Here is a 24,163-nt window from a genome sequence, read left to right as displayed (position 1 = left end):
TTATTCTATGCGGGTGAAGGTCACTTGCGCGATCCGCCACCCCTGGGGTGTGCGGCGAAAGACGTCGCTGTAGCGGCCCATCACCGTGTCGATTGCGCCGGAACTGCGGCGCTTGAGCTTGACCAGGACCGTCCAGTCGCCGGTGGCGTGATCGCCGTCGATCAGGATCTGTGGCGAATGGAGCATGTGCAGCAGCCACGCGCTGTTGCCCGCAATGGCGGTGCAGAGGAAATCGGTGATCGCCTGCGCGCCGGTCAAACGACCCATGCCATAGTCGCCGACGAAATCCGGCGCGAAGATGGTCGCGAAGGTTGCGCGGGCCTGATCCGGGTTGCTGGCAGCGAGATCGGCGGTGGCGCAGTAGCGAGCCTTGAGATTGGCGATCGCCAGCGCCTGCTCCGCGCCGTCGCTCATGCCGGTTCGGTGGAGAGTTGTTTGACCACCAGCGCTTTCAAATCCGCCGTCTTGATCTTGGCGCTGCCGGTCAGCGAGAGGTCGACTTCGCTGAAGAAGAGGACGCGGCGGGGTACTTTATAGCTGGCGAGTTGGGCCTTGGCGAAGGCGCGGATGGCGTCTTCGTCCAGCGGTGCGCCGACATGGGGGACGATGCAAGTCACGACCAATTCGCCCAAGGTTTCATGAGGCACGCCGACGGTCTGGGTGACCTTTACGCCGGGGCAGGATTTGATGACGGTGTCGATCTCGATCGGCGAGACATTGGCGCCGCCGGTCTTGATGATGTCGTTGAGGCGACCTTCCCAATGGAGCCGCCCTTCCGCATCGAACCAGCCGCCGTCGCCTGTATGGAAGAAGCCGTCGGCGTCCACGCTCTCGTCCAGTGGCACGCCGATATAGCCCAGCATCAGCGTCGGTCCCTTGACCGCGATCTCGCCGCGCTCACCCAGCGGCATGACGGCACCGGTCAGCGGATCGAGGATCTTGAAGATATTGCCGGGCAAGGGGATGCCATGCGTGCCCGCGATCCGATCGTCGGGCGTGCCGGAATCGAAGATGGTGCTGATGGTAAAGGTTTCGGTATTGCCATAGGCGGCGATCGGTTCCTGCCAGTCGGTGCGGACGGTCGGATGGCGGCCGAGCGGCGTGTGCTGCCCCACATAGTGGAGCGAGGACAGATCCACGTCGTTCCAGTTGGCGGCCCCCTCCAGTTGTGCCCATTGGTGGGGCCAGGCGAAGGCCATGGTCGCGCGCTCGCGCGCCATGAGGGTCAGCGCTTCTTCGGGCTGAAAGGTGGATTGCAGGATCAAGCTGCCACCCGACGAGAGCGCGCCGCCGATCGCCATGGCGAAATTACCCGACCAGAAGAAGCCATTGGCCGACCAGGCGCGGGCATCCTCTTTGGCGGCGAGAAAGCGCTTCCAGCGCCAAAGTTGGAGCGTGACGCCACGGTGCATCGAGAGGATGCCCTTGGGCTTGGCGGTCGAGCCGGACGAGAAGAAGAGGACGCCGGGGTCGGCAGGGGTAACGGTAGCGGCGATCGCATCGACCAGCGCCTGATCGACGCTATCGCCGCGTCTCAGGAAAGCGTCCCACGGCTCGATCATGCCCTCGCCGCCGCCGAGCGAGGCGATGTGGCGGAGGAAGGGGAAATGGGGTGAGGCCAGCGCACCGGGGCTGGCCGTCGAGATGCCCGGTTCCAGGTCGGTCAGGATCGCGGCAAAATCCTTTTTGAGGACGGTGCGCTCCATCAGGAGGATGTGGCAGGCGGAGGATTGGAGCAGATGCTCCAGTTCGGCAGGCGTCGAAAAGGTACTGAGCGTCGCGGCGACGCCGCCCGCCAGCGCCGTGCCGAAGGCCGCCGCCAGAAATTCGGGGCGGTTGGTCATCAGGATGCCGACGCGCGTCCCCTTGCCCACGCCGCAGGCGAGGAGCGCGCGCGCCACTTCATTCGCGCGCGCCCACAGATCGTCATAGGTCCAGCGGGTGACGCTGTCCGCTTCGTGCATCACCAGCGCTTCAGCCGGGCCGGAGCGCGCCGTGACCTCGCGCAACCAGCCGCTCAAGGTCAGCGCCCCCAGCCCCTGTTCTTCACTGAGCGGAGGACCGGCGACGATCGAAAGCGGCTGGTCGGTCATGATGCGTCCTTGGGGTAAGGGTCAGCGGTTCACATCGACGATGATGCGCCCGCGCACCTTGCCGTCCATCAGGTCGGTGGCCGCCGCGATCGCTTCCGACAGGCTGATTTCGGTGGCAATCACGTCCAGCAGAGCCGGGTCGAGATCGCGCGCCAGCCTCTCCCAAGCCGCGAGGCGGGGCACCTTGGGCGCCATCACGCTGTCGATGCCGAGCAGGCGCACGCCGCGCAGGATGAAGGGCATGACCGTAGCCGGAAAGTCCGCGCCCTGCGCCAGGCCACAGGCGGCGACCGCGCCGCCATAGCGGGTCTGGGCGCAGGCATTGGCGAGGGTGAAGCTGCCGACCGAGTCCACGACACCAGCCCAGCGCTCCTTCTGCAGCGGCTTGCCCTTTTCCGACAAGGTTGCGCGGTCGATGACGCCCGCAGCGCCCAATTGCGTCAGATAGTCGGCTTCCGACGCCTTGCCGGTCGAACCGATGACGGTGAAGCCTGCTTTTTTGAGCAGGGCAACGGCGACGCTACCTACCCCACCAGTCGCGCCGGTGACGAGGATTTCGCCCTGGTCGGGGGTAACGCCCGCCTTGACCAGCGCTTCTACGCAGAGCGCGGCGGTATAGCCGGCCGTGCCGATCGCCATCGCCTGCGCGCCGGTGAAGGCGGCGGGGAGCGGGACCAGCCAGTCGCCCTTCAGCCGGGCAACCTGTGCCAGGCCACCCCAATGGCCCTCGCCCACGCCCCAGCCGTTCAGCACGACCTTGTCGCCCGGCTTCCAGTCTACATGATCGGAGGTGCGCACGGTGCCGGCCAGATCGATGCCGGGGATCATCGGGAATTTGCGAACGACCGGCGACTTGCCGGTGATGGCCAGGCCATCCTTATAGTTAAGCGTCGAATAGGCGACGTCGATCGTGACATCGCCTTCGGGCAATTGGGCTTCGTCGACCTGCTGGAGCGATACGCTCTGCTGGTCGTCGGTCTTGTCGATCATGATGGCTGAAAACATGGGGCTATTCCTTTTTGGGAGACGAAGAGGGTGCCGTTGGCGTCAGTCCTTTGCGGAGGCGATCGGCGATGCCGGGGAAGCGATCGGCGCGCATCGAGCCATACATGCACAGGCGCAACGATTCCTGCGCCACGCGCCGGGCAAGGTCGCGCCGCTCCTGATCCGGGCGGCCATGGGATTGCGCCCAGACCGGCCAGAGAAACGCGCCCGACAGCATCATCACTGATAATACTTCGACGTCGATGCCGTCTTCGGCCAGATCGGTTTCGGCAAAACGCTGGAGCGACCCTTCATATTCGCGCCAGAAGGGATCGGCCATCGGATCGGGCGAGGCCAGTAGCTGGAGCAGCCAAATGCGGCACAGTTCCGGGTTTTCCATCGCGAAGATGGCGAGGCGGTCGGTCGTGTCGGCAATATCGACCTGCTCGACCCGGCGCTCGCCGATGGTTTCGGGGTCGCCGAACACCGCGCGGAACATGCGGTCGGACACCCACTCCGCGGTCGCCTCGATCAGTTTTTCGCGGGTTTCGAAATGCTGGTAGGCGGTGCCGCGATTGACCCCGGCGAGCGTTGCGACTTCGGACAGGCTGATCCCCTCCGGCCCGTCCTTGGCCAGCAGCGCGCGCGCTGCTTCCAATATGACTTCGCGTGTGGCTGCAGGATCGCGGGAACGTCTGGTTCGCGTTTGCGTCATGCGGCATGCCTCTCTTGTCGTTCGGGCGGCCCGCCGTAACGATCCGAACGACCGCCCGGCTGGCTCGCCTGGGATAAGAAGGCATAAATCAACATCAGTGTTGTCCATTAGGCAAGGGCTGTCATCGCCGGCGCCGGTGATGCGCGTCCTTCGCAGAGACTGCGGGGGCGATCCGACCGATCCTGTGGAAGGTTCGGACCGCCCCGCAAAATCTCAGCGCGATCCGAAGTAGAAACGCACGTTGATGCCGAATTCGCGCGGCGGCGTGACCGTGCCGCCGGTATAGGTGCTGGTGAAGGTCTGCGCCGCCGTCGTCGCACCCGTCGCGGTGAAGCCGGTGATCTGCTGATAGCTGGTGAACAATGGCGTGGTGCGGGTCAGAACCTTGGTCGTGTCGAACAGGTTCTTGGCGAAGAGCGATACTTCCCAACCGCCATCGGGATCGCGGATGCCGGCATAGAGGTTAGCGAGGGCATAGGCGCCGACCTGATCAAAGTTATTGCTCGGATCCCCTTGCGACTTGCCGTTATAATTGACCAGTCCGCGCAGGAAACCATCGACCTTGCTGGAAACGGCGACATGATATTCGCCCTGCAAGGTCGCCGTTACCGGGGGCATGAAGGACGAACGTTGCGATACGGCGCAGGAGGACAGATTGTCCGCACCAACGGCCGCCTGCAGTTCCGCAAGCGATGGTGCCGCACTCACCAGGTCGGGTATGCCGTCAGCGTTCAGATCATTGCAAGGGATGTTGCCATTCTTGATCTTCCCCAGCGAATAGCTGGCCGTCAGACCGAGGGTAAGGTTACGCGTGACATCGACGCTCAGTTCGCTTTCGATGCCGTTCACTTCGACCGGCACGGCACCGACGAAGTTGAAGGATGCGACCTGCTGCGCCGTCCCGGTGACCTGGCCCGCACCATTGCGGACGGCGACGGTGTTCACATAATAGACGCCATTATTGGGGACGCGGAACGGGAAATTCTTGTAGGTCTGATGGTAGGCGGTCATGTTGAAACGTGCCCGGCCACCCATCAGGGTGCTTTTGAAGCCCAACTCATAGGATTTGGAGGTTTCAGGCGGCAGGTTGAGGAAGCTGTTTTCCAGCGCCGACTTCACAATGTTGAAGTCGCCCACGACGTTGAGGCCCGGCCGCATCGAGCTGCCGGTGGCGGCATAGACCAGGAAGTCGGGGGAGAAATTATGCTTCACCGACGCGCTGTAGATGAGCTTTTTAAGATCCTGGGTATCGTTGGCGATGACGTTGCCATTGACGCCCAACTGACTGAGCGATTCATATTTGATCTGGCGCAGGCCTCCGGAGATTTCCGTCTTGTCGCCGATCTGGGCGGTCAGGTTGCCGAAGAAGGATTGTTCATGCGTGTCGTTGGCGCGCAAAATGTTGGTCGTCACGATCGACGCGATCCCGCCCCCAAAAGCCGTGGGCAAACGCACGGGCGTCAACTGGCTAAGGGCCGTCGGCGAATCCAGCTTGCTGTCGAAGAAGCCGATCACATAGTCGAATATGCCAAGAACGCGCTCCTCATTCTGGAGCCGGATTTCATGCGACGTCCCCTTGGCGACCGTGTCGGTGAGCTGGTTGATGTCGCGACCGATGAAGAAATTACCGCGGTCCAGATTTTCCGTCGATAGATATTCCTGCTTGCTATACTGGCCCTGATAGATCAGCCGCTGGCCCCACTGGGCCAGTTCTGCGCGCCAATTGAAGATATCGAACCGCTGATTGATGATGCGCGGCTGTTCCTGGATTGACAGACGGTCCTTCGCCGTGATCAGTACTGGGCTGGGCGCGGCCGCCGGATTGGCTTCGCTGAAGGAAATCGACTGATCATAAGTCCGCGCGTCGCGGTCCATATATTGATAGGTGCCTTCCAGCCTGATCCAGTCCGCGGGTTCGATGAGACCGACGACGCGATAGCTCTTGGTCCGCGAATGCGGGTCCGGTGCGCCGGCGCTGCGCACCAGAGGACGGACGCGATCGACTTCATTTTCATCCCACACGCCCGACACGCGGATGCCCGCAATGCCTTCGATGACGGGGATGTTCAGCGCGCCCTTGAAGTTGAGGGTGCCGATATCATTGGCGGTCCAGTCCGCATAGCCGCCAAACTGGTTGAGATCAGGCTTGCGCGTCGTGATGGTGATCGAGCCGGACGGCGAAGCGCGGCCGCGCAAGGTGCCCTGCGGCCCGCGCTGCACTTCGATCTGGCCGATGTCGTACATCTGCTGGATGACCACGCCCGGCGAGATTGGCGCGTCATTGAAGTAGAATTCAACCGTACCGTTGTTGCCGGACGCACTGGCGTCGAAATTGACGCCGCGCAGGCGGGCATTGCCGCCGATACCGTTGGGGTTGGAGGTCAGTTCAAGGCCGGGTGCCAGCGATTTGACTTCGGTAAATTCGCGGAAGTTGAGATTGTCGATGGACTGGGCAGTCACGGCGTTGACGACGGCGGGAACGTCCTGAACGTCCTCGCCGCGACGGCGCGCTTCCACGATGATGGTGGGCGCATCGAAGCCATTTTCCTGCGGTGCTTCCTGCGCGATGGCGGGCATCGCCAGGGTGAGAACCGCCAGGCTGGCGCTCATGCTATAATAGGCTGTCTTCCGCATCCGAAAATCCTCCCCAATTTGGCGCCTCACCCGATCTAAGGCCGGGAACGGCGTGGTTATCATTGTCCTTTTGTGAGTCGCGTTATGCCCGATTAGACTGTGGCGCGAAGCCCTTAACCAACAGGGGTGTTTATATATCGCCGTCGCGATTCCGGCCTGATCGCCGCGGGTTGAGCGTCGATCAATGGGTCGGTCAGGTGTCGGGTGCCCCGTAGCGGAAGATGACGAGCTTGTTGCCGTCGAGGTCGCGGAAATAGGCGCCATAGAAGCCGTTGGGGTCATCGCCCCGGATGCCGGGCTTGCCTTCGCACTGGCCGCCAAGGGCCATTGCCCTGGCATGGACGGCATCGACCGTTGCGCGGCTGGCGGCCTGGATGCCGACCTGGTTGCCGTTGCCGGGCGATGCGTCGCCCGCGAAAGGCTTGCCGATGAGGAGCATGCCGCTGTCGGGGGTTTTGTAGGCCACGACGTCCGGGCGGTCGAAGGCGCGGACGGCCCCCAACAGGGCGGCCAGTTCGTCGTAGAAACTCTTGGCGCGATCGAGGTCGCGGGTGCCGAAGCGGGCCAGGCTGATCATGCGGTGCGTCCTCCCATGGCGGCCCAGCGTTCGGGGACCATCCAGACATATTCACTATAGTGGCCGAGCCACTTGCGGGTATCGAGATAGAGGAACTGGAGCATGCCCGGCGTTCCGCCTTTCAACGCAACGGGAAAGGGCTGCCGGTCGACCTGCGCCAGGAAAGCGTTCCAATCATCGACGCGGTGGCAGACATGATGGAAGCGCAGCCGGTCGTCGGCTGGCAGGGCATCGCGGTAGAGGGCGAGGACGTCGCCCTGCCCCGGTTGGATCAATTCGATTTGCATGTCGCCGATCCAGAGGAAGGCGAGCTTCTGCGTGCCGATGCCTTCGCCATGGGGTGTCCAGAGAGTGACGGAGATTTCGGCTTCGAGGAGCTGGCGGATGTCGGCCCGCTCCTTAAACTCTGCCACGGCTTGGTCGATATTTCGGGTCACATAGGCATTTTGATAATGGCGTCCGACGATCATCCTGCCGCCCTCTCCTGCTGATGCGTTCTGATTATGCGTACAGCGACTAGGACAATGGATTGCGGTTTTTTCAAGGCAGATACTATCGTAATCAAGCCATTATATAGATAATCAGCCAGAGGATGGGGGCGACAGACGGCGCTGGCGAAATTGGCGGGGGGTGGCGCCGGTCGCGCGGCGAAAGGCGTAGGCGAAGCTGGAGGGAGAGGCAAAGCCGAGCGCGAAGGCGATTTCCTTGATGCTTTGCGGGGTGGCGAGATGGCGCTTGGCCATGTCGATCCGGGTCTGGGCGATATGGTCGCCGATCGAACAGCCGCGTGACGCGCGAAAACCGCGCGTCAATTGGCGGGGGGACAGGTTGCACAGCGCCGCCAATTCGCCAAGCGTCGGGGGTGGCCCAAGCATGTGCAGCCGTTCCTCAATACGGCGCAAACGCCAGGAGGACAGACCCCCGCTGACCGGCCCTTCGCCGATCGCCTGGCAATAGCGGGCTACCTCGATCGCCAGTTGCCGGGCGATGAGTTCGGCGAGGATCGCGCTGCCGGACCCTGGATGACGGACTTCGTCGGCCAGCCGCAACAGGCAGGCGCGCATGTGCGGATGGGTGATGTCGAGACCAGCGGCCAGCCGCCGGTCGGTCCAGTCGATGCCGCCATCATCGAGCCAGCAGTTGATCGCCGCGGCCGGGATTTCGCAGATGACCGAGGCCTGCCGACCGCCGGTTTCGCTGCGGATATGGATCGCTTCGCCGGGCGGCACGAGGAAGATTTCGCCCAATGGTTCGTAACGATGCGGCCCCCAACGGTCGCGATAGCAGCCGCGCGCCTTTTCCGGGCGCGGGGTCAGGCACAGGTCGAGCCAATAATGATCGGTGCGGTAGAAGAGCCGGTCGGTCGGCTGATCGAGATGCAGGCGCATGATCCGTATCAGGGCGGACGGCACGATCAGTTCCGCCTCGAACAGCGATTCGGCATAGGTTTCGGCTGGCGGCACGGGCGCTCCGGGGCTGAGATGTCTTGGCTCGATATAGCGGTTATGGCCTGATCTCTACAGACAGGTCAATTGCGGCCTGTCTCGCGCTGATCGACAATCGCGCGCAGCAAAGGACCGCCGTCGGGCGGCGACATTTCATAGGAGAGCGACAGGTGGCAGGTCTTTTCGACTGTTCGGACAAGGTGACGCTGGTGACCGGCGGCAATGGCGGCATTGGCCTGGGTTTCGCGCGCGGCGTGGCGAAGATGGGCGGCAAGATCGCCATCTGGGCGCGCAATGCGGACAAGAATGCAGCGGCGAAGGCGGATTTGCTGGCGGCGGGCGCGGCGCGCGTCGAAACCTATCAGGTCGATGTGGCATCGGAAGAGGCGATCATTGCGGGCTATGCGCAATTGCTGGCCGATTTCCAGCGCGTCGATTGTGTGTTCGCCAATTCGGGGCGCGCGTCGCGCAGCCGGTCGGTGCTGACGCTGGACGCGGCCGAATGGCATGACCTGCTGGCAGTGAACCTGCACGGGGCTTTCTTCACCTTGCGCGAAGGCGCCAAGGCGATGGTCGCGCGCGCCGAAGCGGGCGAGCCGGGCGGGAGCCTGGTCTATTGCGGCAGCCTGTCGATGTTTCACGGGATAGCGGGCATCAATAATTATGCCGCGTCCAAAGGCGGCATGGGCGCGGCGGTGCGCGGCATGGCGGCGGAACTGGGCAAATATGAGATCCGCGCGAACAGCATCGCGCCGGGATATGTCAAGACCGGCATCGGTGGCGATCAGGGCATGAGCGAGGAAATGAAGGCGCGCATGGCGGCGGTCGACGCGCATTTTTCCGCCAAGACGCCGATCCATCGGCCCGGTGCGATCGAAGATTTCGAAGGGATCGGCGCCTATCTCTGCTCTGATGCATCGCGATTCCATAGCGGCGATACGATCGTGATCGATGGCGGCAGCCTGATCTATCCCCCTTACGCCTTTTGATCGGGAGACGCCCTATGCGCCTGCTCACCATTCATGACGTCGATGACGTGCGGCTCGATCCCTATGAGCGGCCCGAAGCGGGGCCGAAGGATGTGGTCGTCAAGATGAAGGCCTGCGGCATTTGCGGCAGTGACCTCAGCTACATCAAAAATGGCGGTATCCCGACGCCGGGCAAGCGGACGGCGCTGGGCCATGAGGGCGCAGGCGAACTGCTGTTCGTGGGCGCTGACGTAACCGGCGTGTCGGTCGGGCAGAGCGTCATCATCAACCCGATGATGACGCCTAGCTATATCGGCAGCGGCGGGCCGGAGGGGGCCTTTACCGAGGAACTGCTGGTCCGCGACGCGCGGCTGGGCGGCAGTCTGCTGCCGATCCCCGACGGCATCCCCTATGCAGTGGCGGCGATGTGCGAGCCGTTGTCGGTGGCACTGCATGGGGTCAACCGGGCGCAGGCGAAGGCTGGCGACAAGGTCGTGATCTTCGGCTGCGGGCCGATTGGCCTTGGCATGATCCTCTGGGCGGTGTACCGGGGGTGCGACGTGATCGCGCTCGATCTGGCGGAGGAGCGGCTGGAACGGGCGCGGGCGCTGGGCGCGCAGACGATCAATCCGGCGCGCGAGGATGCGATCGCGCGGATCAAGGCGATCCATGGCACCGTGATGGTGTTCGGGCGGGAGAAGGCGCTGACCGACGCCTATATAGACGCGGCGGGTGCGCCGTCGATCTTGCGGGACGTGGTGACGCTGGCCAAGACGCATGCGCGACATGTGATTACGGCGGCTTATTTGAAGCCCATCGAACTGCCCGCCGGGCCGATGCTGACCACAGAGATGACGATTACGACGGCCGTCGGCTATCCGACCGAAATGCCCGATGTGATCGCGGCGATGCCGCGTTTGCAGGCCAAGATCGCGGCTTTGATCAGCCATAGATTGCCGTTCGACCGAGTGATCGAGGGGCTGGATATTGCCGCGCAGCCGCAATCGGCCAAGGTTATGATCGAATTTGCGGACGGCGCGGCATGACCGACGCGCCGCAAACACCGCTTGGCGCGCTCGTCATGGGCGGTCAGGGGCAGACCGACGCCGAGCGGGTCGGCGACGGCATCTTCATGGTGAAGGATATTTCCAACGCCTATCTGGTGACGACGAACGATGGGGATTTGCTCGTCAATACCGGTTTTCTGGGCAATGGCGCGCGCAACAAGGGGTTGTTTGCGCCGCATCGCAGCGGGGCCCTCAAGCGCATTATCGTGACGCAGGCCCATGCCGACCATTATGGCGCGCTGCCCGACCAGATGGAGTACGGCACGCAAGTCATTGTCGGGTCGGGCTTTGGCGAGACGGTGGACTATTTCGAGCGGCTGGCCCCTTTTCTGGGCCGCCGGTCGGGCAAGCTGTGGGCGTCAATGACGCGGCGCGACGGGCCGCCGCCCAAGCCGCCGCTGATCGTGCCGGACGTGGAGGTCGCGACCAGCCTTGCCTTCGCGCAGGGCGGGCGCGCGTTCGAGGTGGGCAAGACGCCGGGGGGTGAAAGCCTGGATTCGGTGTTCGTGTGGATGCCGCAGGAAAAGACCATCTTTACCGGCAATCTGTTCGGCCCGGTGTGGCGGGCGATGCCCAATCTGGTGACGATGCGCGGCGACAAGCCCCGGCTGGTGCGCGCTTACTTGCGCTCGGTCGAGCAGGTGCGGGCGCTGGGCGCGGAACTGGTGATTAGCGGCCATGGCGATCCGATCCGAGGGGCGGCGCGCATCCGTGCCGATCTGGATGCGCTGCATGCGGCGGTCAGCTATCTGGAGCACGAGACGATCGCGGGGATGAATGCGGGTCGGACAGTGCAGGAATTGATGCGCGAAATTGCGCTGCCCGATGCGCTGAAGATCGGCGAATTTCATGGCAAGACCAGCTGGGTCGTGCGCGCCATCTGGGAAGAAAATGGCGGCTGGTTCCATTATGCCGATGGCACCACCGCGCTTTATGGCGTGCCGCGATCGGCAGTGAGCGGCGATCTGGTCGAGTTGGCGGGCGGGGCTGGCGCCATTGTTGGCCGGGCGCATGGGCATGTGGCGGCGGGGCGGCCGCTGGAAGCGCTGCATTTGTTGGACATCGCGTTGGAAGCTGTGCCCGATCATGAAGCGGGATTGAGCGTGCGCAAGGCAGCGCTGGCGCAATTGCTGGCGGCGAGCGGCGGCACGAACCTGTCGGAAACCATGTGGCTGAAGGCGGAGATCGCCGAGACGGACAAGCGCCTCGCCAGTCAAACAGAAAAGGGAGAAGGATGATGACGACCACCACCGCAGGGCTGGACGCTGACGCGCTGATTGCCGCCGCGCGCGAACAGACGGGGCTGACCGATCTGGGCGATGAGGCGATGTTGGAAGGGCTGCACGTCCTGATCGATGCGATCAATGGCGAGGCGAAGCTGACCGAGGCGGCACAGGGGCGTTGGGCGCAGCAGATCACCGCCACGCTGGCGAACCGGTTGCAGGTCGAGGATTATCTGGCGCGGCATCCTGCGTTGCTGGATGCGCCGGTCGACAAGCCGCTGTTCGTGTTCGGCCTGCCGCGCACGGGCACGACGCTGACGATCAATTTGCTCAATGCGGACCCGGCGCGGCGGTGCTTCCTGCGCTGGGAAGCATTCAACAGTGTGCCGCCCGCGGCGAAGGGCGCGCTGAGCAGCGATCCGCGCTATGTGGCGGAACAGGCGCGGCTCGACATGATGCTCAAATATGCGCCGCATATCTCGGCGATGCATCATGAGGATGCGGACAGCCCGACCGAGTGCCAATTCTCGATGGCGCCGTCTTTTTGCGCGCAATATTATGACTCGGTCTTGCATATTCCGAGCTATCAGAAATGGTTGTTCGGCACGAGTTACCTGCCTGCTTTCCGCTATCAGAAGCGGCTGTTCCAGATGTTGCAGGAGAATAATAGCGGACAGTGGACGCTCAAAAATCCTTGGCATCCGCTGTTTCTGGATGACATCATGACCGTCTATCCCGATGCGCAATTGGTGATGACGCATCGCGATCCCGCCGATGTCGTCGCGTCGGCGTGCAGCCTCGTTTATCAGGTGCGCAAGATGTTTAGCGACGATGTCGATCCGGTCGAGGTCGGCAAGTCGCAGCTGCGCACCTTCGACCTGATGATCGAACGGATGCTGGCCTATCGGGAGAAGCATGGCTGGGATTCGATCCATGACATTCACTATGACGCGCAGGTGCGCGACCCGATCGGCGAGATGCGGCGGCTCTATGCGCGGTTCGATACGGCGCTGACGGCGGAGGCGGAAGCCGCGATGCAGGCGATGCTGGATGCCAATCCGCAGGGGAAACATGGCAAGCATAGCTATGATCTGGCGGATTATGGGCTGGATCGCGCGGGTGTGCATGCGCATTTCCGCGATTATACGGCGCGGTTTGGGATTGCGTGTAAGGCATAAGTGACCGGCCCCATCTACCCCGTTCGGGCTTAGCCTGTCGAAGCCTTGCCCTTCTGTTCAAGAAGTGCGGCCCTTCGACAAGCTCAGGGCGAACGGAGGAAGGGATTGAGGTGAATCGGCGAACGCCTCCGTAAAGCGAAGATGCGTTTACCCCGCTCGCGCCATGGCGAAACAATAGCGGAGATGGTCCATATGGCCGTCCGGCACTGGCGCGAAGTGGAGGGCGTTGTCGGTGGCGCGGATGGTGTCGAGATTTTCGGCGATCTGTTCGATGGTCCAGTCGGGGCGGAACGCGCCTTTGGTTTCCATCGTGTAGGCGCGGGCGACGCGGCCGGCCATGGCGATGAGCATTTCGCCGGTCACCGCGCACTCTTCATGGGCGAGATAGCCGACGGTGGGCGCGACAAGGTCCGGGTCCATCGGCGGGTAGGCGCTGGTGTCGAGGCCATCGGCCATGCGGGTGACGGCACCGGGCAGGATGATGTTGCTCTTTATGTTGTGCGCTGCGCCTTCGATCGCGGCGACGTTGGACAGGCCGGTCATCGCGGCCTTTGCCATGGAATAATTGACCACGCCTGCATTGCCATAAAGGCCGTTGAGGGAGCCGGTGAGGACGATGCGGCCATAGTTGGCGGCGGTCATGTGCGGGAAGGCGGCGCGCACGACATGGAAGGCGCCGCGCATATGGACGTCGAGGACCGTCTCGAAATCGGCGTAGCTGAGGTCATTGAGCGATCCGCGCCGGACGATGCCCGCATTGTGGATAAGGATGTCGATGCGGCCATAATGGGTGATGGCGGTGTCGATGATCGCCTGGCCGCCCTGCGGCGTTGCGACGCTGTCGGTCGAGGCGATCGCATCTCCCCCGGCGGCGCGGATTTCTTCGACCAGTGCTTGGGCAGGCGCAGCGTCGGTGCCCTCCCCCTGCATCGATACGCCGGGATCATTGACGATAATCTTTGCGCCCCGCGACGCCAGCAGTAGCGCATAGGCGCGGCCCAAGCCCCGGCCTGCCCCGGTGATAACGGCGACCCGGCCGTCGAAGCGCATCTCATCCATTCTGCAGTCCTCTCTTATCGTCTCGGCCGATCCTAGCGATGCGGGCGCAACGCAAAAGGGCCGCCGCCGCATATCGCTGCGGCGGCGGCCCTCGTCTCCTACCCGCTTGCGGGGTTAGGCTGGCTTGCTGGGCAGTTCGGCGATCGAGGTGCCGAAGGCGGAAACTTCGCCGCGATGGGTGGTCGCCTGCTGCTGGATCTCGACGAACTTCTTGCCGTTCTCCTCGAACTTGCGGATCACGCTGCCGTCGATGTAGATCGCATCGCCATCGGGATTGTGGCGGCGGATCTGGCACTTGCTGCGCGTGAGGAAGCCATCGTCACCGATCCAGTTGGTGATGTGATGGGTCAGCCAGCTGCACCGTTCCGGGCCATAATCATAGGCCCCCGGTGCGCCGACTTCGAGCGCGAAGGCTTCGTCCCAGTGAACGCGCTCAGGGCAGTCTGGCACGTTAAAGCGGTTGCGGATGCCGAGGCCCGGATGCGCCTGCTGCATCTGGTTGGCGAGCTTGTTGGCGCGGATGTAGAGGCCGCCCCAGCCCTGCGCGTAGCAGATGAAGCCGGTGACCGTCATCGGCCCCTTCATCATGCGCGGCAGTTCGTCGCCAACCTTCACGTCTTCCCAATAGCGGGGCGTTGACCCACGAATTTCCTCTTCCTGATACAGGCGGGTAAATTCGGCCAGTTCTTCCTCGGTATATTGCTCCACGCGGCCACGTGCTTCGGTATATTTGGTGCCGCGTTCGCGGGCTTCGTCGCGATCGGTGCGGAATACCCAGCTATCGCCTTCGGCCACCTTGTCGCCCGACTGGTTGAAGAAGTCGACATGGTAGATCTGTTGAAAGCTGCGCCCGGCGAACTTGGTGTTATGCTCGACCAAATCCTTGAGATAAGCTTCGGTGCGGATGGTGTCGTTGCGCAGCACCGGCTTGTGCCAGGTCCAGTCGGCACCCGCCCACATGGCATGAACGCCCGACAGGCCACCGCAATAGCCCGAAATGATCCGGCTGGTCGTGAACAGGAAGCTGGGTAGCGCGACGACCGCGCCGTACTTGGTCTTTTCGGCATAGGCCGGATCGCACCACAAGGGATTATCGTCGCCGATGCCGTGGGCATAGTGGCGGATCGCGTCGCGGGTCGCTTCATAATTCCAAGGTTCGACCGTATTCTCGATCTTGACGCCTATGCGCTTGCGCAGGTCGTCCAGGCCTTCTTCGGTGATCTTGGGGAATTTATTGGTGGGGGCTTCCGCCAATGTTGCCATGTCTTTTCTCCTAAAGGTCAGTTGACGAGTTCGGCCGCTTTCGCAGCCTCGCGTTCTCGAAGGATTTTGCGGTGGACCTTGCCGGCCGGGGTTTTGGGCAGGTCGGTTACGAATTCCACGACGCGGGGAAATTCATGCTGGGCGAGCTTTTCGCGGGTGAAGGTCTGGAGTTCCTTTACCAAGGCATCGCTACCGTCGACATTGGCGATGACGAAGGCCTTGACGACTTGTCCCCGTTGCGGGTCGGGCACGCCGATCACGGCGCATTCCAGCACCACGGGATGTTTGAGCAGGGTGTTTTCGATCTCGACCGCGCTCATCGTCCAGCCGGCCGAAATGATGACGTCGTCGGCACGGCCGCAATGATAGAAATAGCCGTCCTCGTCGATTTTCGCGCGGTCCTTGGTAGTTTCCCACTTGTCGCGCCGCCAAAGCATCAGTTCGCCGATCTCGCCGGGGGCGGACGGTGTGCCGTCGGGGCGCTGGACCTGCAATTTCTGTCCTGGCACGGCTTTGCCGAGCGAGCCAGGCTTGACGGTGAAATCGTCTGCGCCCGGATAATTGACCAGCACGACGCCGATTTCGGTCGTGCCGTACATGGAGCAGGCGGGAACCTTGAAATAGGTTTCGATGAAGTCGAGCGTCGCCGGGTCGATCGGTTCGCCGGTGTAGGATAGCTTCTTGAAGTGGAAGGCAAATTCCTCCGCCTTGCCGCTATTCTTCATCATACGGTAATGGGTTGCGGCGGCCGACATGTTGGTGATCTGGTAATCGTCCAGCGCTTGCATGAGGCGGACGGGATCGAAGCGACCAGCAAAGGTGCCGGTGGTCACGCCCAGCCCCAGCGGGGCGAGCGTCCCATGCCACAGGCCATGCCCCCAAGCGGGCGAGGAGGGGCAGAAAAATTCGTCGCCCGGCCGGATGCCGGTGCCGTAGAGCGCGGCGAACATCAGCGTCACCAGCGCGCGGTGGCTGTGCTTGACCGCTTCGGGTAGTTCGCGGGTGGTGCCGGACGTATACTGGAATACGGCCAGGTCATTCGCCCTGGTCTTGGGGGTATAGGTCGCGGGATATTTTTCGATTTCGTCCAGCAGGCCGTCGTCGGCGATGACGACGCGGGGGCCGTTCATGCTGCGGGCGAGGTCGGCCTTTTCCAGATTGGTGATCAGGATGGTCGGCTTGCAGTCATCGACGCGCAAGCGCAGCGCATCGGGACCGAACAGGGTGAAGAGCGGCACCGAGATCGCACCGGTCTGCATCGCGCCGAACAGGCAGACATAAAAGGGCAGCGAGGGTTCGAGCATGAAGGCGATGCGTTCGCCGGGTTGAACGCCCTCTGCATCGAGCCAATAGGCGAAGCGTGCGGCACCGGCGGCGATCGTGTCGAAGCTGAGAATTTCATCGCGGCCATCGGCATGGGCGATGCGGACGGCGGCGCGGTCGCTGCCATCGGCGTGGCGGGTGATGCATTCATGCGCGATGTTGAGATGATCGCGGTCGCCGTCGAACAGACCCCAGGGCGCGTCGGACGTCGCATGCGCCTGCGCATCGGCATAGCTGCTATAGTCGGTGAGTTTGGCCATCCGTCCCGTCCATTCACTCTGTCGAATGGCGGAAGAGCCGCCTTCGTCATGATGACCCCTGCATGTCATGGCGACTCATTCATTGTAAATCGCGAACGATGTTCTATATATTGAACATTTGGCTCCATCGCCGGAGCGATGGAGGCTTGTTGCATGAATGACCCGATCCGCGCGCGTTCCCCCTCCCCCGTCCGCAAGGTCGCGGCGGCGGTGAAGGATAGTAAGGCTCCGGCGATAACCCGCGCGGCGGCGATCCTGCGGCTGCTGGGACGGAGCGACCGGCCTTTGGGCGTTCAGGCAATCGCCAAGGAATTGGGGCTGGTGCCGTCCACCTGCCTCTATGTCCTGCGCGCGCTGGCGGAGGAGGAACTGGTGTCGTTCGACGCGGACACCAAACGCTATGCGCTGGAGGCGGGCGTGCTGACGCTGGCGCGGCATTGGTTGCGGCGTGATCCGTTCAATGATCTGGCGCAACCGCTGCTCGACCGGCTGGCGCAGCGTTTTGGGCTGACCATGTTGGGGGTGCAGGCCGTGGGCCTGGATCATATGATCGTCGTCGCCATGGCGCAGTCGGGCAGCGGGTTTCAGCTCAGCACCCAGGTCGGTAGTCGCTTCCCTGCGCTGATCAGCGCGACGGGGCGCTGCATCGCGGCGTTCGGCGATTATCCTGAGGCGGTGTTGAAGGCGCGGTTCGACCAGTTGCGATGGGACGATCCGCCTGCGTTCGATGATTGGATGGCGCAGTTGCGCCAGACCCGCGCGCAGGGTTTTGCAGTGGATGAGGGGCAATATATCGCGGGCGTGACGGTCGTATCCGCGCCGGTGTGGAAGGGCGCGGGGCGGCCAGTTCATGCGCTGGTGGCGATCGGAATCGGCGCGGCGCTGGGGCGCGACTTGGGAGCGTTGCAGGAAGCGCTGGTGGAGGCGGCGGGGGCTTTGTCGGGGCAATTGGGTGGGGCGTAATATATATCCGTTCGTTTCGAGCGAAGTCGAGAAACGGAGCGCGCAGGTTTCTCGACTTCGCTCGAAACGAACGGAGGTTTATGCAGTCAGCCTTAGGGCCAGGACGCTGCCTTCGGCGTCGCCCGACAGGTAGAGCGTGCCGTCCGGTCCTGCGGTCAGGCCGCAGAAATTGATCATCGGGCCAGCCATGTCGCCGATCGGGCCGAGATAATGCGGCGTGATGCCGATCGGTGCGCCGACTGGCAAGTTGGTGGCCAGCACGTTCCGGTCTCCGCCCGACAGGGTGCAACCGATCAGTGATTTGGTGCCGGTATCCACCACGAACAGGCGGTTGCCGATGATGGCGATGCCTTCGGGTTTTTTCCAGCCCGTCGACAACTGTTTCGATCCGTCCGCCGACCAGCTTGATCACTTTGCCCGTTTGCGAGGCGTAGAGGATGCCGTTGGCGTCGATGGCGACGCCCATCGGCTGGTCCAGGCCTTCGGTGAGCGTTTCAACCGAACCGTTGCTGGCCGATAATAGGCGTCCGCTGCCCTGTTCGGCGAAGACGACTGCGCCGTCCGGGGCGAGCGCGACGCCCATGAGGCGGTCATGGCCGTGGGAGAGGAAGTCGCTGGCCCCCTCGCCCGGCCGATAGCGTGCGACGCCGCCGGTGCCGGTGGTGATGATCCATTCGCCCGATTGCGATCCCGCTGCGACGCCGCGCATATAGCCGGGACAGCCGGGATGGAAGATCATGCCCGCCAGTTGGGGCGCGCCGCCGGGGCGGAGCGTGTAGCCGAACGTGCCGTCCGCGACGAACAGCGCGCCATCCGCACCCATGGCGAGGCCGAGCGGCCATTGCAGCGCGCGGGGGACGACCGGGCGGATATTGCCATCGCCCAGCAATTCGGTGATTTCGCCGGGGATGCTGGAGATGAAGATGCGGTCGCCGATGAAGCTGACATTGTCGAGGCCGGGACCAAGATCGGCAAGGATTTCGCGGGTGCCGCTGACCGGGTCGATGCGCAGCACCTGGCCGCTGGCGACCTGGGTGGTGACGATGCGCCCCTTGCTGTCGAACTTGACCGAGTCCGGCACGCCAAGGTCGCCTGCGACGACGTCATGCGCGCCGGTTTTCAGGTCCACGCGCCAGATTTCATTGGCGCCCATGACGGGGACATAGAGTTTGCCGTCAGGGCCGACCTGAAAGGCGTTGGCCATGGGGATATTGTCGAGGATCAGGCGGGGCGCGCCGCCGTCGCGGTCCAGTTCCATGATCCGCGCGCCCATGCGGCATTCGCCCGCGATCAGGCGGCCCTGATGCCAGGTGATCGGGTTGGCGACGGGCATGTCGCCATAGAGGACGCGCGATTTCCCGTCGGGCGTGAGCATCGACACGCGGCCTTCGGTGATTTCGGTGAGGTAGAGATTGCCAGCATCATCGAACACCAGATCGTCGGGCGCGACGATCGCGCCGCCCATCGGGCTGATGGTCGAGATGGTGCCTGTATCGACGTCGATCGCGCTGACCTGGCTGCCGCCGACCTGGGCGACATAGAGGCGGCCGTCCGGGCCGGTGGCGAGGCCGTTCGCGCCGTAGAGGCGGCTGGGGGGTGTGAGGCGTTCGAGGCTCCACCCTTCCGCCGCCGCCATGCCGCTGGGCGCGATGCGGGCAGAAGCGCCTTGGGCCATGTCAGGCGTAACCGAGCATGGATTTGACTTCGAGATATTCGTGGAAGCCATACTCGCCCCATTCGCGCCCATTGCCGCTGCGCTTGTAACCGCCGAAGGGGGCGTGGAAATCGAAGCCGCCATTCATGCTGACCCAGCCGGTGCGCAGGCGACGGGCCACGGCGTGGACCTGGGCGGTGTCCAAACCGTTGACGTATCCCGCGAGGCCGAAGGGGCTGTCATTGGCGATGGCGACGGCATGGTCGATGTCGTCATAGGGGATGATGACCAGCACGGGGCCGAAAATCTCTTCGCGGGCGATGAGCATGTCGTTGGTGCCGAGGAAGACGGTGGGGCGAACGAACCAGCCCTTCTCGATGCCTTCGGGGCGGCCGGGGCCGCCTGCGACGAGGGTCGCGCCTTCTTCGGCGCCTTTGGCGATATAGTCCTGAATGATATTATATTGCGCCTTCGACACGACCGGCCCCATGGCGACGTCGCCTGCCGGGTCGCCGACGGTGACGGCTTGCGCGGCAGCCTTGGCGGCGGCGAGCGCTTCGTCGAGGCGGGATGCGGGGACGAGCAGGCGCGATCCGGCGCTGCAGGTCTGGCCGCTATTGCCCATCATGCCCGCGGTTGCGCCGGTGACATTGTCGGCCAGCGCCGCGTCGTCCAGCACGATGAAGGCGCTCTTGCCGCCCAGTTCGAGGCCGACGCGTTTGACCGTGGTGGCAGCGTCCTTCTGGATCTGCACGCCGACGGGTTCGGAGCCGGTGAAGCTGATCATGTCGACATCTTCATGGGTCGAGAAGCGCGGTGCCGATGACGCTGCCCTGCCCCTGGATCATGTTGAACACGCCCGCAGGCACGCTCGCCGCGTCGATGATTTCGGCGAGGATCTGCGCGGAGAAAGGCGCGAGCTGCGGCGGTTTGAGGATCATGGTGCAGCCGGTGGCGAGCGCGGGGAAGACCTTGACGCAAGTCTGGTTCATCGGCCAGTTCCAGGGTGTGATGAGGCCGCAGACGCCGATGGGTTCGCGGCGGATCAGCGTGGGTCCGCGCAATTCCTCGAACGCGAAATTCTCCAGCAGTTCGATGGCGGTCTGCAGATGGCCTGCGCCGAGGCCGACATGGAAGCCTTTGGCGAGGCCCGATGGCGCGCCCATTTCCTCGCGGATCGCCTCGCCCAAGTCCGCCATGCGGCGCTGATATTCGGCCTGGATGGCTTTGAGCAGGTCGAGCCGCTGTTCGCGGGTAGTTTCCGACCAAGTGGGGAAGGCGCGGCGGGCGGCGGCGACGGCCTTGTCCACGTCTGCGGCAGAGCCAAGCGCGATATGGCCTGCGACGGTTTCGGTTGCGGGGTTGATGACTTCGGCCGTCTTGGGCGCGACCGGGTCTACCCACTGGCCGTCAATGTAGAAGTGCAGATGGTCGCGCATGGGTGTCTCCGTCATTGATCCTTCCCCGGCGGGGGAGGTGGCAGGCCGAAGGCCTGACGGAGGGGTGTCATGCTCTCGATAGGGTGACACCCCTCCACCACCGCTACGCGGCGGTCCCCCTCCCCTGCAAGGGGAGGAATTTCTTCGGCTTACTGTGTGCCTTCCGCGTACCAGGTGCGGAATTCGGCATATTTGGGCATTTCTTCCGAATTGGCCTTGGGGTCGATGACGACATGAACAACGCCGACCTTGCCGCTGGCATAGGCGCGTTCGATCGCGGGTTTGATGTCCTCGGCGCGGGTCACATATTCGCCGTGGCAGCCAAAGCCTTCGCCGATCTTGTCGAAACGGACGTCCTTGCTCCAATGGGTGCCGGTTTCTTCGGTGCCCTGACCGAAGGTGCGCTTGTAGACGCCCACTTCCAGACCCCAGGCATTGTCGACGCCGACGACGCAGACCAGCGGCAGCTTGCAGCGCGCCGCGACTTCCAGTTCGCCGATATGGAAGAGGAAGCTGCTGTCCGAGGTCAGCAGCATGGCCGGGCGCGAAATGCCGGTTGCCGCCTGGTCCGCCAGCATTGCGCCGGTGGCGTAGGGGATGCCCGTGCCGATATGCCCGAAATTCTGGTTCCAGATCACGTCATGCGGTTTGCACTGCGAATAGGTCCATTGGAAGATGACGCCCGCGCCGCCATCGCGGATCATGATGCCGTCCTTGGGGAAGGCCTGTGTCGCTTCGACCGCGAGGCGCGCGGGATGGATGGCCACGTCGCCAGTGCCGTCGCTCTTGGTCAGCGATTCCGCCGCCAGTTCGTCCAGTTCCGCCTGACCGTCGCGCATGAAGGCTTCCAGCATCGGCGCCGGTGCGCGCGGCGTGTCCTTGAGCGCGGCGACAAGCTGCGGCACGACGCCGCGCAGATCGCCGACCAAGGGCACGTCGATCGGACGATTGACGCCGATGGCCGAGGCATCCTGTTCGACATAGATCCATTTGCGGATCGCTTCATTCTTCTGCCAGTAGCGCCATTTGCCGAAATGGACCGGCTCGCCGAGTTCAGTGCCGAGCGCCAGCACGAGGTCGGACTCGGTGACGGCCTCGATCGACGCCTTGGAAAAGACGTACTGGAAGGTGCGGTCTTCGAGACCCTTGATATAGCTGGTGCCGCCCGATGTCTGGATGACGGGGCAGTTCATCAGGTCGGCCAGTTGCTTGACCGCTGCGCCGATGCGTGACGTGTGGACGCCATGGCCGACGAGGAGGATCGGGTTCTTGGCTTCGCGGATCAGTTTGGCGGCTTCGTGGACGCGGTCGATATCCGCGCCCTGATTGACCAGGCGATAACGCTCCGGCACTAGCGGCGCTGGCAGGTCTAGTTCTTCCAGAATGATGTGGCTGGGATATTCGATATAGACGGGGCCAGGGGTGCCGCCCATCGCCTTGCGGATGCCTTCGCGGATCACTTCGTCGGTCTGATCGGCATATTCGATGGATGCCGCATATTTCACCGAATTTTCGAACAGCGGCATTTGCTTCACGAACTGGATGCGGCCACGGCGGACGCGTTGTTCGGTGACGCGGGCGCGCTGGCCCGACAGGAAGATGACGGGCGAATGTTCGACCAGTGCGCATTGGATGGCGGGTGCCATATTGGCGATGCCCGGCCCCAACGTGCCGACAGCTACAGCCGGCTTGCCGGTGATGCGCGACGCGGCTTCGGCCATGAAGCCGGCAGCGGCTTCATGATGGGGCGCAACCACGGTCCAGCCGCGCCGTTCGGCCTCCAGGAACATATGGACGAAGTTCGGATCGGGGATGCCGAACAGGGTGTTGATGCCTTCGGCCTCGAACAGGTCGAGGACACGCTTATAGACTGGCGTGCCTGACTTGCCCGATGCGGTTGCAGCGGTAGCAGGCTTGGGATCGTCGTAGCTCATTTCAATAGCCTCGGTGCGCCCGTACCCATGTACGCGGCGAGGTTGCGGTGGAAATTAGTGATCTTGCGTTCCTGATGCGGATTGGGGAGCGGCCCGCGAAAGCCGCGCGACTTCATCCCTTTCTGCACCCATTTCATGTTCGAGAAGTCCTGCGCGAGGACGGCGCCCCACCCTTCTGCAGTCGGTTCGGCATGTTCCCATTCAGTCGCCGGTTCCTGGCCTTCAGGGAAACGTTCGATCGCGTAAGATTCGAAGATGCACATGTTGGGATCGTCGCCGAAGGGCCGCGCGCGATAACAAAGCGCGAAGGTGATCCCCTGCAACACCGACATGTTAGGGAAGACGTGCCAGGCGAGGCCTGCTTCGGCCATGACGTCGGGCGGAATGTCCGGCCAGAAAACGCCGCGTGCGGCGTCGTCCGCTCGCGCCGATTTCAGCCAGTGGGCGATGACGTCGGCGGCCGCCGTGCCTTCGGGCAGTTCATCGACCAGACGGCTGGCGGCATCGACCAGCGTTTGCGTGGACGCGGCATAGTTGAGCGTTTCGTAATTTTCGCGGATCAGCTCATAGGTCGAACGGCGCGGATCGTCGCCCTTGCCTGCGCGGGTGACGCTGCTGCTCTGGCTCATGGCGAAGGCGGGGTCGCGCTGGTCGAAACCGCTTACCCCGTGCAAACCATAAGCCGCGCTATAGGCATAATAGTCGCCATAGGCGAGCAGCTGGCTATGCGTGCCCGCGACATGATAGGGTTCCATGAAGGCTTCGAGCGCGGTCTTCCAATTGGATGGATAGACCACCCATTTGCGCCATTTGTAGCGCATCTTGTCCATCTCGAAATAGGACAGGATGCGTCCGGCGTCGCCCAGAAACTCGGTCACGGGTTCGGCGTCTAGATCCATGTGGATCCAGATCCATCCGCCCCACAGGTCGACCTTCACTTCGGAAAGATGCGTACAGTCGGGCGTCAGGGCGCCCTGCCAGTCCTGCGGATCGAGAATATAGCTGTTATTGCCCTCTATATCGAAGGTCCAGCCATGGAAGCCGCAGATGAAGTTGCGGCGCTTGTTGCCCTTGGCCGAGTGCGCGCCTTCGGGCACATCCACTAACTGCCGCCCGCGATGCGGACAGACATTATGATAGGCCTTGAGCCGATCAGGCGCGACGCGGATGACGATGATGCTGTCGTCGCAAATATCGTAGGTCAGCCAGTCGCCGACGTCCGGCAATTCCTCAAACCGCGCCGCGACCTGCCACACTTTGGGCCAGAGATTTTCCTTTTCGGCGAGCGCATAGTCGCGCGACAGGAAAGCCTCGACCGGATAGGTCAGCGGCTTGGCCAGATCATCGACGGAGATGGTGGTCGGGCTGTTCATGCCATGCTCCC

General features: G+C 63.3%; 18 protein-coding genes and 2 pseudogenes. 5 read left to right on the top strand and 15 right to left on the bottom strand.

Features of this window, described 5'->3' with window-relative positions; genetic code table 11:
* From BSY17_RS02995 to BSY17_RS02960, 8 genes are all read right to left on the bottom strand, one after another.
* On the bottom strand, window positions 1-414 hold the full coding sequence (locus BSY17_RS02995; protein WP_069064281.1) for a nuclear transport factor 2 family protein: 414 nt from the start codon (window positions 412-414) through the stop codon (window positions 1-3).
* Entirely contained in the window at window positions 411-2,093 is a 1,683-nt protein-coding gene (locus BSY17_RS02990) for a class I adenylate-forming enzyme family protein (protein ID WP_069064280.1), read from the bottom strand. The genes BSY17_RS02995 and BSY17_RS02990 overlap by 4 nt, the downstream gene beginning before the upstream one ends.
* A gap of 21 nt (window positions 2,094-2,114) precedes the next feature.
* Entirely contained in the window at window positions 2,115-3,098 is a 984-nt protein-coding gene (gene acuI, locus BSY17_RS02985; protein ID WP_069064279.1) for an acrylyl-CoA reductase (NADPH), read from the bottom strand.
* Between the two features lie 4 nt (window positions 3,099-3,102).
* On the bottom strand, window positions 3,103-3,792 hold the full coding sequence (locus tag BSY17_RS02980; protein WP_043149822.1) for a TetR/AcrR family transcriptional regulator: 690 nt from the start codon (window positions 3,790-3,792) through the stop codon (window positions 3,103-3,105).
* Window positions 3,793-4,005: 213 nt separating this feature from the next.
* Window positions 4,006-6,426 (bottom strand): TonB-dependent receptor, encoded by a 2,421-nt coding sequence (locus BSY17_RS02975; protein ID WP_069064278.1) that lies wholly within the window; start codon window positions 6,424-6,426, stop codon window positions 4,006-4,008.
* Between the two features lie 193 nt (window positions 6,427-6,619).
* A complete protein-coding gene (locus BSY17_RS02970) occupies window positions 6,620-7,003 on the bottom strand; it encodes a VOC family protein (RefSeq protein WP_069064277.1) in 384 nt (127 codons plus the stop codon).
* Window positions 7,000-7,473, bottom strand: coding sequence for a VOC family protein (locus BSY17_RS02965; RefSeq protein ID WP_037480421.1), 474 nt, complete (start codon window positions 7,471-7,473; stop codon window positions 7,000-7,002). The genes BSY17_RS02970 and BSY17_RS02965 overlap by 4 nt, the downstream gene beginning before the upstream one ends.
* Before the next feature lie 111 nt (window positions 7,474-7,584).
* Entirely contained in the window at window positions 7,585-8,466 is an 882-nt protein-coding gene (locus BSY17_RS02960) for a helix-turn-helix transcriptional regulator (RefSeq protein ID WP_069064276.1), read from the bottom strand.
* Window positions 8,467-8,618: 152 nt separating this feature from the next.
* On the opposite strand from BSY17_RS02960, the gene BSY17_RS02955 reads away from it, so the two are divergent.
* Genes BSY17_RS02955 through BSY17_RS02940 form a run of 4 tightly spaced genes read left to right on the top strand, consistent with a single transcriptional unit; the run spans window position 8,619 to window position 12,884 of the window.
* Window positions 8,619-9,437, top strand: a complete 819-nt coding sequence (locus tag BSY17_RS02955; RefSeq protein WP_069064275.1) for an SDR family NAD(P)-dependent oxidoreductase — start codon at window positions 8,619-8,621, stop codon at window positions 9,435-9,437.
* A 14-nt stretch (window positions 9,438-9,451) separates the two neighbouring features.
* Window positions 9,452-10,462 (top strand): zinc-dependent alcohol dehydrogenase, encoded by a 1,011-nt coding sequence (locus BSY17_RS02950; protein ID WP_069064274.1) that lies wholly within the window; start codon window positions 9,452-9,454, stop codon window positions 10,460-10,462.
* Complete coding sequence (locus BSY17_RS02945) at window positions 10,459-11,721, top strand: alkyl sulfatase dimerization domain-containing protein (RefSeq protein ID WP_069064273.1); 1,263 nt, start codon at window positions 10,459-10,461, stop codon at window positions 11,719-11,721. Before BSY17_RS02950 ends, BSY17_RS02945 begins: the two co-directional genes overlap by 4 nt.
* Complete coding sequence (locus BSY17_RS02940) at window positions 11,721-12,884, top strand: sulfotransferase family protein (protein ID WP_069064497.1); 1,164 nt, start codon at window positions 11,721-11,723, stop codon at window positions 12,882-12,884. The genes BSY17_RS02945 and BSY17_RS02940 overlap by 1 nt, the downstream gene beginning before the upstream one ends.
* 147 nt (window positions 12,885-13,031) lie before the next feature.
* Here the strand turns inward: BSY17_RS02940 and BSY17_RS02935 are convergent, their stop codons facing one another.
* The 3 genes from BSY17_RS02935 to BSY17_RS02925 form a co-directional block, all read right to left on the bottom strand.
* On the bottom strand, window positions 13,032-13,943 hold the full coding sequence (locus tag BSY17_RS02935; RefSeq protein ID WP_069064272.1) for an SDR family NAD(P)-dependent oxidoreductase: 912 nt from the start codon (window positions 13,941-13,943) through the stop codon (window positions 13,032-13,034).
* Between the two features lie 114 nt (window positions 13,944-14,057).
* The gene (locus BSY17_RS02930) at window positions 14,058-15,206 is read right to left on the bottom strand and encodes an FAS1-like dehydratase domain-containing protein (RefSeq protein ID WP_069064271.1); all 1,149 of its coding nucleotides are present in this window, start codon (window positions 15,204-15,206) and stop codon (window positions 14,058-14,060) included.
* 17 nt (window positions 15,207-15,223) lie between these two features.
* The gene (locus tag BSY17_RS02925; protein WP_069064270.1) at window positions 15,224-16,789 is read right to left on the bottom strand and encodes an acyl-CoA synthetase; all 1,566 of its coding nucleotides are present in this window, start codon (window positions 16,787-16,789) and stop codon (window positions 15,224-15,226) included.
* A 153-nt stretch (window positions 16,790-16,942) separates the two neighbouring features.
* On the opposite strand from BSY17_RS02925, the gene BSY17_RS02920 reads away from it, so the two are divergent.
* Window positions 16,943-17,752 (top strand): IclR family transcriptional regulator, encoded by an 810-nt coding sequence (locus BSY17_RS02920; RefSeq protein WP_069064269.1) that lies wholly within the window; start codon window positions 16,943-16,945, stop codon window positions 17,750-17,752.
* Window positions 17,753-17,830: 78 nt separating this feature from the next.
* Here the strand turns inward: BSY17_RS02920 and BSY17_RS02915 are convergent.
* The 4 genes and pseudogenes from BSY17_RS02915 to BSY17_RS02900 form a co-directional block, all read right to left on the bottom strand.
* Window positions 17,831-19,427 (bottom strand): annotated as a pseudogene (locus BSY17_RS02915) (SMP-30/gluconolactonase/LRE family protein).
* A 1-nt stretch (window position 19,428) separates the two neighbouring features.
* Window positions 19,429-20,845 (bottom strand): annotated as a pseudogene (locus tag BSY17_RS02910) (aldehyde dehydrogenase family protein).
* 149 nt (window positions 20,846-20,994) lie between these two features.
* Entirely contained in the window at window positions 20,995-22,779 is a 1,785-nt protein-coding gene (locus tag BSY17_RS02905; protein WP_069064268.1) for a thiamine pyrophosphate-binding protein, read from the bottom strand.
* Window positions 22,776-24,152 carry an aromatic ring-hydroxylating oxygenase subunit alpha gene (locus BSY17_RS02900; protein WP_069064267.1) on the bottom strand — a complete coding sequence of 459 codons (1,377 nt, stop codon included), beginning with the start codon at window positions 24,150-24,152 and terminating at the stop codon, window positions 22,776-22,778. Before BSY17_RS02900 ends, BSY17_RS02905 begins: the two co-directional genes overlap by 4 nt.
* Between the last annotated feature and the right edge of the window lie 11 nt (window positions 24,153-24,163).

Source organism: Sphingobium sp. RAC03, from assembly GCF_001713415.1.
Lineage (GTDB): Bacteria > Pseudomonadota > Alphaproteobacteria > Sphingomonadales > Sphingomonadaceae > Sphingobium.
This window is presented reverse-complemented; position numbering and strand designations above follow the sequence as displayed.